This window comes from Pseudomonas sp. RIT-PI-S, from assembly GCF_025642975.1.
In the GTDB taxonomy this organism is placed as follows: Bacteria; Pseudomonadota; Gammaproteobacteria; order Pseudomonadales; family Pseudomonadaceae; genus Aquipseudomonas.
In genome coordinates, this window is the sequence record NZ_JANZKJ010000001.1 from 690,586 (window position 1) to 705,573 (window position 14,988).

16 protein-coding genes and 5 tRNA genes are annotated in these 14,988 nt (G+C 61.7%); 14 read left to right on the plus strand and 7 right to left on the minus strand.

The window, feature by feature from the left end:
• The first annotated feature begins 111 nt into the window (after positions 1-111).
• The gene (locus OGL93_RS03190; RefSeq protein WP_263260917.1) at positions 112-2,187 is read left to right on the plus strand and encodes an LTA synthase family protein; all 2,076 of its coding nucleotides are present in this window, start codon (positions 112-114) and stop codon (positions 2,185-2,187) included.
• Positions 2,188-2,326: 139 nt separating this feature from the next.
• On the opposite strand, the gene OGL93_RS03195 is transcribed toward OGL93_RS03190, so the two are convergent.
• Both OGL93_RS03195 and OGL93_RS03200 read right to left on the minus strand, forming a co-directional pair.
• Complete coding sequence (locus tag OGL93_RS03195; protein WP_263260918.1) at positions 2,327-2,533, minus strand: SEC-C metal-binding domain-containing protein; 207 nt, start codon at positions 2,531-2,533, stop codon at positions 2,327-2,329.
• Positions 2,534-2,538: 5 nt separating this feature from the next.
• A complete protein-coding gene (locus tag OGL93_RS03200; protein WP_263260919.1) occupies positions 2,539-3,024 on the minus strand; it encodes an LEA type 2 family protein in 486 nt (161 codons plus the stop codon).
• A gap of 89 nt (positions 3,025-3,113) precedes the next feature.
• On the opposite strand from OGL93_RS03200, the gene OGL93_RS03205 reads away from it, so the two are divergent.
• Entirely contained in the window at positions 3,114-3,629 is a 516-nt protein-coding gene (locus OGL93_RS03205; protein WP_263260920.1) for a hypothetical protein, read from the plus strand.
• Here OGL93_RS03205 and OGL93_RS03210 read toward each other — a convergent pair.
• A complete protein-coding gene (locus OGL93_RS03210) occupies positions 3,626-4,108 on the minus strand; it encodes a YchJ family protein (protein WP_263260921.1) in 483 nt (160 codons plus the stop codon). The two genes, OGL93_RS03205 and OGL93_RS03210, sit on opposite strands and share 4 nt — an antisense overlap.
• Before the next feature lie 5 nt (positions 4,109-4,113).
• The gene (locus tag OGL93_RS03215; RefSeq protein ID WP_263260922.1) at positions 4,114-4,605 is read right to left on the minus strand and encodes a DUF6231 family protein; all 492 of its coding nucleotides are present in this window, start codon (positions 4,603-4,605) and stop codon (positions 4,114-4,116) included.
• A 150-nt stretch (positions 4,606-4,755) separates the two neighbouring features.
• Between OGL93_RS03215 and OGL93_RS03220 the strand changes: the two genes are divergently transcribed.
• From OGL93_RS03220 to OGL93_RS03235, 4 genes are all read left to right on the plus strand, one after another.
• Positions 4,756-5,490 carry an OmpA family protein gene (locus OGL93_RS03220; RefSeq protein WP_263260923.1) on the plus strand — a complete coding sequence of 245 codons (735 nt, stop codon included), beginning with the start codon at positions 4,756-4,758 and terminating at the stop codon, positions 5,488-5,490.
• Between the two features lie 64 nt (positions 5,491-5,554).
• Positions 5,555-5,839, plus strand: a complete 285-nt coding sequence (locus OGL93_RS03225; RefSeq protein ID WP_263260924.1) for a DUF1145 domain-containing protein — start codon at positions 5,555-5,557, stop codon at positions 5,837-5,839.
• A 78-nt stretch (positions 5,840-5,917) separates the two neighbouring features.
• Positions 5,918-6,520, plus strand: coding sequence for a DUF4823 domain-containing protein (locus OGL93_RS03230; RefSeq protein ID WP_263260925.1), 603 nt, complete (start codon positions 5,918-5,920; stop codon positions 6,518-6,520).
• Between the two features lie 10 nt (positions 6,521-6,530).
• Positions 6,531-7,088 (plus strand): DUF1285 domain-containing protein, encoded by a 558-nt coding sequence (locus OGL93_RS03235; RefSeq protein ID WP_263260926.1) that lies wholly within the window; start codon positions 6,531-6,533, stop codon positions 7,086-7,088.
• A gap of 9 nt (positions 7,089-7,097) precedes the next feature.
• Here the strand turns inward: OGL93_RS03235 and OGL93_RS03240 are convergent, their stop codons facing one another.
• The 3 genes from OGL93_RS03240 to OGL93_RS03250 form a co-directional block, all read right to left on the minus strand.
• Positions 7,098-7,475 (minus strand): hypothetical protein, encoded by a 378-nt coding sequence (locus tag OGL93_RS03240; protein WP_263260927.1) that lies wholly within the window; start codon positions 7,473-7,475, stop codon positions 7,098-7,100.
• Positions 7,476-7,601: 126 nt separating this feature from the next.
• Positions 7,602-7,677 (minus strand) — tRNA-Asn (locus OGL93_RS03245).
• Between the two features lie 105 nt (positions 7,678-7,782).
• On the minus strand, positions 7,783-8,979 hold the full coding sequence (locus tag OGL93_RS03250) for an amino acid aminotransferase (protein ID WP_263260928.1): 1,197 nt from the start codon (positions 8,977-8,979) through the stop codon (positions 7,783-7,785).
• 248 nt (positions 8,980-9,227) lie between these two features.
• Between OGL93_RS03250 and uvrB the strand changes: the two genes are divergently transcribed.
• From uvrB to OGL93_RS03290, 8 genes are all read left to right on the plus strand, one after another.
• Positions 9,228-11,243, plus strand: coding sequence for an excinuclease ABC subunit UvrB (gene uvrB / locus OGL93_RS03255; protein WP_263260929.1), 2,016 nt, complete (start codon positions 9,228-9,230; stop codon positions 11,241-11,243).
• 87 nt (positions 11,244-11,330) lie between these two features.
• Entirely contained in the window at positions 11,331-12,812 is a 1,482-nt protein-coding gene (gene gltX / locus OGL93_RS03260) for a glutamate--tRNA ligase (protein ID WP_263260930.1), read from the plus strand.
• Between the two features lie 207 nt (positions 12,813-13,019).
• Positions 13,020-13,095, plus strand: a tRNA-Ala gene (locus OGL93_RS03265).
• A gap of 67 nt (positions 13,096-13,162) precedes the next feature.
• A tRNA-Glu gene (locus OGL93_RS03270) sits at positions 13,163-13,238 on the plus strand.
• Positions 13,239-13,288: 50 nt separating this feature from the next.
• Positions 13,289-13,364 (plus strand) — tRNA-Ala (locus OGL93_RS03275).
• 42 nt (positions 13,365-13,406) lie between these two features.
• A tRNA-Glu gene (locus OGL93_RS03280) sits at positions 13,407-13,482 on the plus strand.
• Positions 13,483-13,572: 90 nt separating this feature from the next.
• The gene (locus OGL93_RS03285; RefSeq protein ID WP_263260931.1) at positions 13,573-14,022 is read left to right on the plus strand and encodes a thioesterase family protein; all 450 of its coding nucleotides are present in this window, start codon (positions 13,573-13,575) and stop codon (positions 14,020-14,022) included.
• A 5-nt stretch (positions 14,023-14,027) separates the two neighbouring features.
• A complete protein-coding gene (locus OGL93_RS03290) occupies positions 14,028-14,987 on the plus strand; it encodes a tRNA-dihydrouridine synthase (protein WP_263260932.1) in 960 nt (319 codons plus the stop codon).
• Position 14,988: the final 1 nt, after the last annotated feature.

Here is a 14,988-nt window from a genome sequence, read left to right on the forward strand (position 1 = left end):
CGCGACCGCTGATACGGGCGCAGACCTGTACGGAATTTTCACCGATACCGTTGCAGAATCCGCGCCCGTCTTGCCCCTCAACCGCCAACCTGTACGGATACCCGACGAAACATGGCCACCCTGGACCCGAGCCTGCAACGCGCACCGGCGCGCCGACTGCAGCCCTCTCTTAAATCGCATATTGCGTATACGCTGCTTTGCGGCCTTGTCTTGATGCTGCTGCTGAGCGGCCTGCGTACGGCCTTGCTGGCCTACAACATGGAATCCGCTGGCGATGCCTCGGGCCCGGCCCTGTTCGAAGCCTTCGCCAACGGCCTGCGCTTCGACCTCAGGCTGGCCGTGTACTTGCTGATCCCGCTGATCCTGGCTACGGTGAGCGCCCGCGCCATCGCCGCCCGGGGCGTCTTCCGCGCATGGCTCACGGTAACTTCGAGCCTGGTTCTGTTCGCTGGCCTGCTGGAAATGGACTTCTATCGTGAATTCCACCAGCGGCTGAACGGTTTGGTTTTCCAGTATGTGAAGGAAGACCCGAAAACCGTCATGAGCATGATCTGGTACGGCTACCCGGTGGTGCGCTATCTGTTGGCGTGGGCCCTGGGCACCCTGGTGCTCACGCTGGCGTTCAAGGGAATCGACCGGCTAACGCGCGGCCGCCAAGAGGGCGTCGCCGCAGGCCGCATAGCGCCGTGGTATGGGCGCGTCGCACTGTTCGTGATCCTTCTGGCCGTCGCCGTGGTCGCTGCCCGGGGCACCTTGCGTCAAGGCCCGCCGCTGCGGTGGGGCGACGCCTACACCACTGATTCGAATTTCGCCAACCAGTTGGGCCTCAACGGCATCCTGACCCTGGCCACTGCTGCCAAAAGCCGGATGTCGGAAGATCGCGACAATATCTGGCAAGCCACCCTGCCACAGGCGCAGGCCACCCGAACCGTCCGCGACATGCTGGTCACTGCCAACGAGCAACTGATCGATACAGACAGCGCAGCGGTTCGCCGGGTGTTCACACCGCCGGCTGGCAATACCTTGCCGATCCGCAACGTCGTGGTCATTCTGCTCGAGAGTTTCGCTGGCCACTCCGTTGGCGCCCTCGGGAGCGACGCGGGCATCACCCCGTATTTCGACCAGCTGAGTAAAGAAGGGCTGCTGTTCGATCACTTCTTCTCCAACGGCACGCACACTCATCAGGGGATGTTCGCCACCATGGGCTGCTTCCCCAACCTGCCAGGTTTCGAATACCTGATGCAGACGCCCGAAGGCAGCCACAAGCTCTCGGGCTTGCCGGCAATGCTCAGCCCACGGGACTACAACGATGTGTATGTCTATAACGGCGACTTCGCGTGGGACAACCAGTCCGGGTTCTTCAGCAACCAGGGGATGACGACGTTCATTGGCCGTGACGATTTCGTCAATCCAGTATTCTCCGACCCTACCTGGGGCGTGTCCGACCAAGACATGTTCAACCGCGGCAATGAGGAACTCGACAAGCTGGCAGGTGCCGGCAAGCCGTTCTACGCACTGCTGCAGTCGCTTTCCAACCATACGCCTTATGCGCTTCCCAAGGACCTGCCAGTCGAGCCGGTGACCGGGCGCGGCAACCTCGACCAACACCTCACCGCAATGCGCTACTCGGATTGGGCTCTGGGGCAGTTCTTCGAAAAAGCCAAAAAGTCGCCGTACTACAACCAGACCCTGTTCGTGATCGTGGGAGACCACGGCTTTGGTAACGAGCGGCAACTGACCGAGATGGACCTGAGCCGCTTCAATGTGCCCCTGCTGTTGATTGCGCCGGGCATCCAGGAGAAGTTCGGTGCAGTGAACCATACCGTGGGCACGCAGATCGACATCGTGCCCACCATCATGGGGCGTGTGGGCGGTGAAACGCAGCATCAGTGCTGGGGCCGTGACCTGCTCAACCTCCAGCAGGGCGACCAAGGCTTTGGCGTGATCAAGCCGTCCGGCAGCGAGCAGAGCGTGGCCATCGTGACCGGCGACCGCATCCTGATCGAATCCCGGGACATGGAACCCAAGCTCTATCGCTATAGCCTTGGCCGGGAACCGAAGGCGGAGGTGATTCCTGAAACAGCGGATGTGCCTGCACTTCGTAACAAGCTTGATGCCTTCATCCAGACGGCAACCAAGAGCTTGCTGGACAACACCGCTGGCGCGGTGCAAAGCAAAACCGAGTAAAGGCCTGTAAAGGAGCGCGGGGCCGGCCCCGGCGAAGCTTGCGAACCGGGGGCCGGTTCGCTGGCTTGCCCCGGCCTCCTATCGGCAGATCCTTAGCCTAGAGGCCCGGCCGGCCGCTACAAACGGTCGAACGCCGATCTCAGGCACCGTGGCACTTCTTGAATTTCTTGTTGCTGCCGCAGGGGCACGGGTCGTTACGGCCGACGTCCTTGAGCGCGTTGCGTACTGGCTCTTGTGGTTCATGGTTGCAGTGCGGGCCATGGACATGCCCATGATGGCCATGATCGTGGGTGTGGTCGTGATCGTGGTTGCAATCTGGGCCGTGCACGTGAGGTTGCTGCGACATCTGTACTACTCCGGAAGCAAGCCTGCGGGAGTGATTTCACCCGTTCGCCGCAGGGAAAGGTTGTGACCGAATAATACCCCGGTGCGCAGCTCTCCCTCCAGCCGATAGTGCAAGGGCCCCGCGGGATGGCGCAGCATTTTTGCCAGCGGCTTGAGGTTCTCCCACAAGTTGGTCCGCACCTCGACCACATGGACAGCCTGGCTATGACCACCCACACTGAACCAGCTGTCGTCTTCGCCCTCTGCGAGTACCAGGCCTTCCAGGCTGACCTTATAGGTAAGCCCGCGAATCGGTAGGTCGCCGGCATTTGGGTTGGTAATCAAAAAGTGAAGCTTGAAGCGCTGTTCGAGCAATTTGGCCTTGACCACCTCGACCTGCTTGAGGTGAATCTCGGGGTCGTCATAATTACCCGTGATCCAAGTCGAGCAGCCGCCCAGCGCTAACAACAGGGTAAGTGTGATGAACCGTGCTTTGCATGGCGCGAATCGCATCTACCGCCTCCCTTGAGTGAGGGGTGGCCAACCCGGAAGGGTCGGCGGTCATCGACGAACTACTATGCCGAGTTGCAGGAGAACATAGCATGGCACTGTACGAAATTGCTTTCAGCGGCCAATGCCTGCCGGGTACTGATCGCGAAGCGGTAAAGGCCAAGGTGGGGCAGTTGTTCCGTGCCGATGCGCAGCGCATAGAATTGCTGTTCTCCGGCCGCCGCTTAGTGATCAAGAGCCAGCTGGACGCAGCCGGGGCTGAGCGATTCCGCCAGGCGCTGGAGCGGGCCGGGGCGGTGGGCGAAGTGTGCGCGATGGCAAGCGTCGAGGCCATTGACCTGGCACCGCCACCGCCAGTGGATCGGGGACCACGCGCCCAGGTGATCCCGCGGGATCGCTATATGGCAGCGTTCGTGGATGTGGACGCGCCCGCCTATGACATTGCCGAAGCGGGCGCCCTGATGCAGGTGGAGTCCGCGCCAGTGCAAGCGCCCCGTCTAGACCTCAGCCAACTGAGCCTGGCGCCAGTGGGCGCTGACCTAGGCACTAGCGCCCGCCCCGCGGCACCTGCCGCGCCAGACGTCTCACACCTCAAGCTCGCGCCCTAGGCGGCCGAGCGGGTGAAGTAGCCAGAACAGCACTTCTTGAACTTTTGCCCGCTTGCGCAAGGGCAGGGATCATTGCGCCCGCTGTCGAGCGAGACGGTGGGGTCGATGAAATACCAGCGGCTACCATGCTGCACGAACGCCGAGCGCTCTCGGTGGCTGTGCTCACCCTGCTCGTCATGCCAGCGGGCGACGAACGTCACAAACGCATGCTCGGGTTTGCCGCCGATGACGTCGGCCTGCTCTACCTCCAGCCCCAGCCACGTCGCCTGTGCGCTCCACGCCGCGATAGCCTCACGGTCGAGCTTGGCCTGCTGCGCAGGTAATGTGGTTGCTACGAGGTAATCCACCAGCCCTAGCACATAGGCGCTATAGCGGGAACGCATCAGCCGTTGGGCGTCGGGTGCAGAGTAATCCAGATGAAACCGGCCGCAGCAGCTATCCAGAAGGCTGCCACTGCCGCAAGGGCATATCGATAACATCCTGCTTACCACCAATATTTTCCGAAATGTTGCGGGTTAGCCCAGAATCGCGCATTGAGCCAGTCCGGTACCTGCTTGTATTCGCGCAGATCGTACGTGAACAACCCCAGCGTCTGCTCACCGCGCTGGAACGTTGCCGCTTTTTGAAGCGCCAGTGCGTAGAAGTCGGTTTCTTTCCAAGGGCTAGCGGCGAGGTCCGCCAATACGGCCAGGCGGCTTGCGTTCAAGTTGCGAATACCGCCGAGCAATTCCAGCCCTTCGCGCCGCGTAAGGTGTTCGAGGCAGTCCACGATCACAGCCAGGTCAAAGCGCTGGCCGGCAAGCTCGGCCGGCAACGGGCCAGGGGCGGCCATCCCCAATGTGGCGTGGGGATGCGCTTGGAGGAAGGCGTCCAGCGCGGGAAATCCGCTGGCAGCTATCACCAGTAGGCGCGATGGCTGCAGCTCGTCCAGCAAGGCCGCGAGTGCCTGTTGGGGGGTATGGGTCGAAACGGTCATGCCTTGAATCCTCTTTTCTGCAAACAAAGACTAGCCGTCCGGAACCTTAACGCCTAGTGCGCAATCAATTTGCCTGTACTGCGGCAGAGTGACCTGCCTTGGGCTTTAATCCTCATACCGGCATCGGCCGGGGACACAGGAGTTTCGACGATGAGAATGATCGTGCGGGCGCTGCTGCCCGTTCTTCTGGTCAGTAGTGTTCTGGCTGGTTGTGCATCGCGCAGTGATGGGACGGCGCCGCTCAACCAGGGGAACTGGCCCATTTGCAGTGCAATCGGGGGTGTGGCAGGGGCAGGGCTCGGGGCGCTCGAAAGCAGCGCATGGGCAGCTGGCGGCGGAGTGGCAGGCGTTATCGCCGGAGGCCTGATCTGTTACGCGCATGATGGCGATGAGGATGGAGATGGCGTATTCGACCGCCGCGACCGCTGCCCGGGAACCCCGCCTCGCACGCCGGTTTCTCACAATGGATGCCCGCTGCCGGCCGTTCCTGCACCGGCGCCAGCTGCCGTAGAGGCTCCGCCGCCGCCGCCCAAGGAAGAAGTGATTACCCTGAGCGATGCGGGCGACGTGCTGTTCGAGTTCGATAAGTCCAACCTCACGGCCGAAGCGCAAAGTCAACTGACGGCGCTGCTCGATCGGCTGAAGGCCGCAGACGTGGTAAGCGTCAAGGTCGAGGGTCATACCGACAGCATGGGGACGGACCGCTATAACCAAGGCTTGTCCGAGCGGCGTGCCGCGAGCGTGGTGACCTTCCTGGTCGAGCATGGCGTGTCCCAGGCCAAGCTCAGTAGCCAAGGCTACGGGGAAAGCCGGCCGGTCGCGGACAACGACACGTCCGAGGGCCGTGCCCAGAACCGCCGGGTGGAACTGCACCTGAACCGCTGAAGGGACTGCCCGCGGCTTTTTTAGTAGAGTGTGATTCTTCTAGAAAAGCCGCGAGGCTCCTGTAATGCCCTTCCCACGTCGGCTTGCCCTCGGTATCGCCAAAGCCCTGACACTGATGTTCTGGTGGCTGGTGCTCCTCAACCTGCTGTCGCCCTTCCCTAAACCGTTTTCCGCCTGGCTCACCTTGGCGGGGGCTGGCCTGCTCGCGCTACACCTCGGCGAAGCAGTGGTGTTCAACAAACGGCTTCAACGTCGTTCGCATCGCTGGCTCGATCGCCTGCAAATTCTTGTGCTCGGCATATTTCATGTGCAGTCGCTCCCGGCCGAGGCCCTGCCGGCGCAGGATTGAGACGGGCCGTGCATTGGCGCAAAAGCTGCATTGAGGAAAACATTCGCCGGGTTTCCGTCGCGGCTTTCGGAGAGAACGATGCACAGGTTGTGGGTGATATTGGCGCTGGCAGTACTGGGCGGCTGCATGAGCGTGAGCGATATGGGTGTGGTGGCGCGGGATCAGCTCAGTGATGCCGGCGTGCTCGATCATAGCCAAACCCGGCGCTCCACGAATTTCCGGCTTCAGGCAGATTCCTTTATCTATATCGCCCAAGGCGCGTTCGTTCCGCCGGGGGGCGCCTATCCGCGGCCTAACGTAGTGGCCGAAGAGGCGTTCCGGGGCTTCGTCGAGTATTTCCCGATGGTGCGTCGCGCCGCTCAGCCCGAGGGATTGGAACAGGCCTTGAGCGAGGCTCGCGGAGTGGGTGCCCATTACGTGCTCTATACCCGCTTCGCCAAGGCGGACGACCGCATCGGTAACCTTGACGAGTGGTCCGACCAGGAAGCGGTTGACCGCCTGGGCATCGACAGTGGCGTGGTGCAGATGATGCTGATTGAAACCAGCACCCGCTACTTGATCGACACCGCGACCATTCGTAGCCGTGGGGGCCTGCTGACTTTCCATGACAAGAAGCCTGAGGATTTGCTTGGGCCGCCCTTCGAAGACTACGCTCAGCGCCTTCTAGGTATGAGTCAGTAAGGAGTTGGCCATGAGCGGCCCAACAGCCAATGATTTGCTAGGGCAGATCCCCAAAGCCCAGGGTTTACCTCCGGTACACCTGTGGAACCCTGCGTTTTGCGGGGACATCGATATGCGCATCGCTCGCGACGGCACTTGGTATTACCTTGGTACGCCTATTGGCCGTAAGCCCATGGTGCGGCTGTTCTCCACCATCTTGCGCCGTGATGGCGATGCATGGTTTTTGGTCACGCCAGTGGAAAAGGTCGGCATCACAGTCGATGACGCCCCCTTTGTGGCAGTGCTGCTCGAGGTAGAAGGGGAGGGCGAGCGCCAGCGGCTGCACTTCACCGACAATGTCGAGAACCGCTTTACCGCTGGCGCCGCGCATCCGCTGCGGGTGGAAACCGACGCCGGCACTGGCGAGCCGGCGCCCTATGTGCTGGTTCGGGACAACCTTGAGGCGCTGGTCCATCGCAACGTGTTTTACCAGCTGGTAGAGCTGGCGGTTACTCGGGAGATCAATGGGCAGCAGTGCCTCGGCGTGTGGAGTGCGGGGGAATTCTTCTCCTTGGGCGAGGCGCCCTAGGCAGCCTAGTCAGGGTTTGGCCACATGCCAGACCCCACCCTTGCCGTCGCCACCCGTATCGCCAGGCTTGGCGTCTTTCTTCCAGGTGTACAACGGCTTGTCGTTATAGGCCCATTGTTGGCGGCCGTCTTCACGCGTGACCAGTGACCACTTCCCCTCGGCCATGGCGCCAGCCTCTGCCACGAAGGCGGGCCAGTTTTCCTCACATGCTCCTCCGCACATGGACATGCCGGTCATGTCCTTGTCGTAGGTGTACAAGGCCTGGCCCTTGCCGTCGACGAGAATGGTGCCTTTGTCGCTATTCGCCTGGCTGGCAGGCGCGGCCGCTTGTGCGTTACCGGCAAGGCAGGCGAGGACGAACAGTGCGGTGATTCCGATACGTGTCATGGGAACTCCGGTTGTGGTTCATGAAGTGCGTGCTGGCCGGCGACTGTGCCGGAATCATGCGTAGCGCTGATCCTGGAGCCGGTAGAAAAACAGTAGGGGATGCTGCGAGGGATAGCGAGGGGAAAGTGGCTCCGCGACCTGGACTCGAACCAGGGACCCAATGATTAACAGTCATTTGCTCTACCGACTGAGCTATCGCGGAACGACGGGCCTATCTTACGAATAAAACCAATGAAGTCAACGAGTTGAAGGCTTACGTAGCGCCCCAGGGGCGGGTGGCAGAGCCTGCCCCTGGCGCGCTGCAGCCTTACAGTACCTTGATGATAGCTTGGGTTACCGCTTCAAGATTTCCGCGATTCAACGCCGCGGCGCAGATGCGGCCAGTATCGAGCGCATAGATGCCGAACTCATCCCGCAGCCGATGAACCTGAGCCGTGGTCAAGCCCGAGTAGGAGAACATGCCGCGCTGTTGTTTGATGAAGCTGAAGTCCTGCATGGCGCCCAGGGCTGCCAGGCGGTCGACCATGCCCAGGCGCATGTCGCGAATACGACTGCGCATCTCGGCAAGCTCCGCTTCCCACATTGCCCGCAGTTCAGGGCTGTTGAGGACGGTAGCGACGATGGTCGCGCCGTGGGTCGGCGGGTTGGAATAGTTAGTGCGGATGACTCGCTTGACCTGCGACAGCACCCGAGTGCTTTCCTCGCGGGAGGCGGTGACGATCGACAGCGCCCCCACTCGCTCGCCATACAGCGAGAACGACTTGGAGAACGAGCTGGAGACAAAGAAGGTCAGGCCGGCATCGGCGAATAGCCGTACCGCTTCGGCGTCTTCGGCAATGCCGTCGCCGAAGCCCTGATAGGCGATATCCAGGAAAGGGATATGGCCCCTGGCGCGCACTACGTCCAGCACCTGCTGCCAGTCTTCGCGGGTCAGGTCAACCCCGGTAGGGTTATGGCAGCAAGCATGTAGCACAACCACCGAGCCGCTTGGCAAGGCGTTGAGGTCTTCCAGCAAGCCGGAACGGTTTACCCCATGGCTGGTCGCATCATAGTAGCGGTAGTCCCGCACCGGGAAACCGGCGGTTTCGAACAGGGCGCGGTGGTTTTCCCAGCTCGGGTCGCTGATGGCGACTACGGCGTCTGGGCGCAGGCGCTTGATGAAGTCCGCCCCAAGCTTCAGGGCGCCGGTGCCACCCACGGCCTGGACGGTGACCACCCGTCCATCGGCGAGCAGCGAAGATTCAGCCCCGAAGAGCAGGGCCTGCACGGCCTTGTCATAGGCCGCGATGCCCTCGATCGGCAGATACCCGCGCGCCGCCTGCTGTGCGACCCGCGCCTGTTCGGCCTGAATGACCGCACGCATCAAAGGGATCTTGCCTTCTTCGTTGTAATAAACGCCTACACCCAGGTTGACCTTGTAGGCGCGAGGGTCGGCGTTGAAGGCTTCGTTGAGGCCGAGGATAGGATCGCGGGGCGCCAATTCGACAGCGGAAAACAGGCTCATTATGGACCGTGGCTCTGTGGAGGAGGGATGAAAAGTCCGCACCAATGCGGTGCGCCAACGGTCGATGAGTATAGAGAGCCTGAGCGGCCTTCGCGACAAGTTGTACCTGCTTTGTTCAGTTTTTTTTACACCCTTTCCGCTTTCGAGCGGCTTGTGGTGGAGTTGGCCTATCCGAAGGGCGTTTGACGGCGCCGGGGTCGGCCAAGTACTGTTTATGGATACAGCCCTTTGGGCCATTGAGGATACCCATGTCTGAATTCCAGCTTGTCACCCAGTATCGGCCCGCCGGGGACCAGCCCGAAGCTATCCGGCAACTGGTCGAGGGTATCGACGCCGGGCTCGCGCACCAGACGCTCCTAGGCGTGACGGGCTCGGGTAAGACATTCAGCATCGCCAACGTGATTTCCCAGGTGAAACGCCCTACGCTCGTGCTGGCGCCCAACAAGACCCTGGCTGCGCAGTTGTATGGCGAATTCAAGGCGTTCTTCCCCAATAACGCAGTGGAATACTTCGTTTCCTATTACGACTACTACCAGCCGGAAGCCTATGTGCCGTCGTCGGACACCTTTATCGAGAAGGATGCTTCGATCAACGACCATATCGAACAGATGCGGCTGTCGGCGACCAAGGCGCTGATAGAGCGGCGAGATGCGATCATCGTCACCACGGTGTCATGTATTTACGGCTTGGGCAGCCCGGAAACCTACCTGCGCATGGTGTTGCACCTGGACCGCGGGGACCGCTTCGACCAGCGCGAACTGCTGCGGCGCCTGGCCGAGCTGCAGTACACCCGCAACGAGATGGACTTCGCCCGGGCGACGTTCCGCGTGCGCGGTGACGTGATAGACGTGTTCCCTGCTGAATCAGACCTGGAAGCCATTCGCATCGAGCTGTTCGATGATGAAGTAGAGAATATTTCATCCTTCGACCCCCTCACTGGCGAGGTCATCCGGCGCCTGCCGCGCTACACCTTCTACCCCAAGACTCACTACGTCACGCCGCGGGAAACCTTGGTGTCCGCCATCGAAAATATCAAGGCGGAACTGCAGGAGCGGCTGGAGTACCTGCGCGGGGCCAACAAGTTGGTGGAAGCGCAACGGCTGGAGCAACGCACCCGCTTCGACCTGGAAATGATGCTCGAGCTCGGCTATTGCAACGGCATCGAAAACTATTCCCGCTACCTGTCCGGTCGCCCGGCCGGTGCGCCGCCCCCCACGCTGTATGACTACCTTCCGCCGGAAGCCTTGCTGGTCATCGACGAGTCTCACGTCAGCGTTCCGCAAGTGGGAGCGATGTACAAGGGTGACCGCTCGCGCAAGGAAACCCTCGTTGAGTACGGCTTCCGCCTGCCCTCCGCCCTGGACAACCGGCCGATGCGCTTCGACGAGTGGGAGGCGATCATGCCACAGACCATTTTCGTCTCTGCCACGCCGGGGCCCTATGAACAGGAACATGCCGGCCGGGTAGTGGAGCAAGTGGTACGGCCGACCGGCCTGGTCGACCCGCAGATCGAAATCCGCCCGGCGTCCACGCAGGTGGATGACCTGCTCTCGGAAATTCACAAGCGCGTGGCGCTCGACCAGCGGGTATTGGTCACCACGCTGACCAAGCGGATGTCCGAGGACCTCACGGACTACCTGGCCGACCACGACGTGCGGGTGCGCTACCTGCACTCGGACATCGACACCGTGGAGCGTGTTGAGATCATCCGTGACCTTCGCCTGGGCACCTTTGACGTCTTGGTAGGCATCAACCTGCTGCGCGAGGGGTTGGACATGCCTGAAGTGGCCCTGGTGGCCATCCTCGACGCCGACAAAGAGGGCTTCCTGCGCTCGGAGCGCTCGCTGATCCAAACCATCGGCCGCGCCGCGCGTAACCTCAATGGCCGGGCGATTCTCTATGCAGACAACATGACTGGCTCCATGGAGCGGGCCATCAACGAAACCGAGCGGCGGCGAGAGAAGCAGATCGCATTCAACGAGGCCAATGGCATCGTGCCAAAGGGTGTGGTGCGAGATATCGCCGACATCCTCGAAGGCGCCAACATTCCTGGGGGGCGGAGCAAAAAGCGCAAGGGCATGGCCAAGGCCGCCGAGGAGAGCGCTCGCTATGAGGCCGAACTGCGCAGCCCTAGCGAGATCAGCAAGCGTATCCGCCAGTTGGAAGAGAAGATGCTGCAACTGGCACGGGACCTGGAGTTCGAAGCTGCCGCGCAAACCCGCGACGAGATTGCCAAGCTGCGGGAGCGCCTGCTGGCGGTATGATTGCGGCCTCTGGGCGCATGACTGGAGCAGGACATGCCGGCCCTGCTACCATTCGCCGCTTTGTACTGTCCTGTCCGAGAACTCTCCATGAGCACCGTTCGCACCCGAATCGCGCCTTCGCCTACTGGCGACCCCCACGTTGGCACGGCCTATATCGCCCTGTTCAACTATTGCTTCGCCAAAAAGCACGGCGGCGAATTCATCTTGCGCATCGAGGACACCGACCAGCTGCGCTCGACTCGAGAGTCCGAACAGCAGATTTTCGACGCCTTGCGCTGGCTTGGCATCGAGTGGAGCGAGGGCCCGGACGTTGGCGGCCCGCATGGCCCCTATCGGCAAAGCGAGCGCGGTGATATCTACCGTGGCTATGCCCAGCAACTGGTGGATGCCGGCCATGCCTTCCCCTGCTTCTGCACCGCGCAGGAGCTGGACCAGATGCGCGCCGAGCAGCTGGCCCGCGGCGAAACCCCGCGCTACGACGGCCGTGCGCTGCTGCTTTCGGCAGAAGAGGTGCAGCGCCGCCTCGCCGCTGGCGAGCCTCATGTGATCCGCATGAAGGTTCCTGGCGAAGGGATCTGCGTGGTGCCGGACATGCTTCGTGGCGATGTGGAGATTCCGTGGGACCGCATGGACATGCAGGTGTTGATCAAGACCGATGGCCTGCCGACCTACTTCCTGGCGAACGTGGTGGATGACCATCTCATGGGAATCACCCATGTGCTGCGCGGCGAAGAGTGGTTGCCGTCGGCGCCCAAGCTGATGAAGCTGTATGAGTACTTCGGCTGGGAGCAGCCGAAGCTGTGTTACATGCCATTGCTGCGTAACCCGGATAAATCCAAGCTCTCCAAGCGCAAGAATCCCACCTCGGTGACCTTCTATGAGCGCATGGGCTTCATGCCGGAGGCCATGCTCAACTATCTGGGGCGCATGGGCTGGTCCATGCCAGACGAGCGCGAAAAGTTTTCCCTGGCCGAGATGGTAGAGCACTTCGACCTTTCGCGCGTGTCGCTGGGCGGGCCGATCTTCGACATCGAAAAACTCTCCTGGCTCAATGGCCAGTGGTTGCGTGAGCTGTCGCTCGAGGACTTCGCCGGCCGAGTTCAGCAATGGGCGTTCAACCGCGATTACCTGATGCAAATCGCCCCGCTGGTGCAGGGCAGGGTAGAAACCTTCAGCCAAGTTGCGCCGCTGGGCGGTTTCTTCTTCGAAGGAGGAGTCCGCCCGGATCCAGCCTTGTTCGCCCACAAGAAGCTTGCCGCCGATCAAGTGCGCCAGGTCATCCAACTCATCTTGTGGAAGCTCGAGGCGCTACGCCAATGGGAGAAGGAGCGGATCACCGGCTGCATCCAAGCGGTAGTCGATGCCTTGGGCTTCAAGCTGCGTGATGCGATGCCGCTGATGTTCGCGGCGATCACCGGTCAAGCGAGCTCGGTGTCGGTCCTCGATGCCATGGAAATCCTCGGCCCGGACCTGACCCGTTATCGCTTGCGCCAGGCGCTGGACCTGCTGGGTGGGGTGTCGAAGAAAGAAAACAAGGAATGGGAAAAGCTGCTGGCCGATATAGGCTGAGGGCTGGGTTTGCGGCCCCGAACGCTCCTGCCGATATTCTCCGTCCGGCGGGAGCTGGCACCAGGCTGCAAACGATGGCAGGGCTAACTCCTTGAATGCCGGGAAATTTTATTTAAAAATTTCTGAAATTTCGTTTGACAGGGTAGGGGCGGCGTCTTAATATGCGCCCCGTCCACGACATGGTGCTGAAACAAAGCGCCGCACTGTGGGGCTATAGCTCAGCTGGGAGAGCGCTTGCATGGCATGCAAGAGGTCGACGGTTCGATCCCGTCTAGCTCCACCAAATTCCTCGCCCGAGGTGTTTCAAGCCTAGGGCAGGCCGGTTACCAGGCCGGTCGGAAAGAAGGTATGTCCCCTTCGTCTAGTGGCCTAGGACACCGCCCTTTCACGGCGGTAACAGGGGTTCGAGTCCCCTAGGGGACGCCACTTCACCCTGTATCGCCCTGCGGCGGTACACGCCGCAGGGCGTTAAATTCGGGGCTATAGCTCAGCTGGGAGAGCGCTTGCATGGCATGCAAGAGGTCGACGGTTCGATCCCGTCTAGCTCCACCAATTTGCCAGGGTCCGCTGCGGCGGGCCTGCTCGAAGGTTTGCGTCCCCTTCGTCTAGTGGCCTAGGACACCGCCCTTTCACGGCGGTAACAGGGGTTCGAGTCCCCTAGGGGACGCCACGTTTACCCCGATCTCCGGGAATCAAGGCTCATTCGATCATTGAATGGGCCTTTTGTTTTTCCGGCCATGCGGTGAGCGCAGGAGAGCATATGAACTGGGATCTGCCATCACCTTTCACCCTTGACCTTCGTGTCGCCGCCGATGACATAGACGGGCTTGGGCACGCCAATAACGCCGTCTATGTGACCTGGCTCGAACGCTGCGCCTGGCAGCATTCACGCTACCTTGGGCTGGACCTGGTCGAATATCGCCGCCTCGATCGCGCCATGGCTGTGCTGCGCCACGAAATAGACTACCTGGCTAGCGCCTATGAAAGTGACGAGTTGACCATGGCGACCTGGATCGTCGATTGGGATCAACGGCTGAAAATGAACCGCCGCTTCCAGCTGGTCCGTCCTCGGGACGGTGTAACGCTGCTACGCGCGCAAACCACTTTCGTATGCATCGAACTCTCCAGCGGTCGCCCCAAGCGGATGCCCGCCGAGTTTATCGACGGCTACGGCCCGGCCATCCCGACGCCTGGACGACCTGAGAACTGAACACTATGCAATTAGCCTTGGCGCCAATGGAGGGGTTGGTCGACAACATCCTGCGCGACGTGCTTACACGTGTTGGCGGCATTGACTGGTGTGTCACCGAGTTCATCCGGGTGTCTGACCGGGCATTGCCGCCGTCGTCCTTCCTCAAGCTGGCGCCGGAGCTGGAGCATGGCAGCCAGACCCGCGCTGGCACGCCCTTGCACGTGCAACTGCTGGGTTCAGACCCGGTTCTGTTGGGCGACAGCGCGGCGGTGGCCTGCGAGTTGGGCGCGCCGGTCATCGACCTGAATTTCGGGTGCCCCGCCAAGACGGTGAACCGGTCCCGTGGGGGCGCGGTGCTGCTTAACGAGCCCGAACTGCTCCACGCCATCGTAAGCGAGGTGCGTCGCAGCACGCCCGCGCACGTGCCCGTCACCGCCAAGATGCGCCTGGGCTACGCCAGCCCGTCGGGCGCTCTGGACTGCGCTCGAGCGCTAGCTGAGGGCGGGGCGGAGCGGCTCGTGGTGCACGCTCGGACCAAACTGGATGGGTATAAGCCCCCGGCACACTGGGAATGGGTTGCCCGTGTGCAGGACGCGGTCAAGGTGCCTGTGTATGCCAACGGCGAGATCTGGACCGTCGAAGACTGGCGCCGCTGCCAAGAGGTGAGCGGTGCACGGCATTTCATGTTGGGAAGAGGCCTGGTTTCATGCCCGGACCTTGCCCTGCAGATCGCGGCGACGTCCGAGGGGAGGGCGCTGCAGCCGATGACCTGGGGCGATCTGCTGCCGCTGCTGCAAGACTTCTGGCGCCAGGCCACGGCCAAGCTGTCCCCGCGCTACGCCCCGGGCCGGCTCAAGCAGTGGGTGGCCATGCTCACGCGGACCTATCCCGGCGCGGTGGAACTCTTCACCGCCCTGCGCAAGGAAACCGACTGCGCGCGGATCAGCGCCATGCTTGGCCTGAACGAAGCAGCTCTGGCCTGAT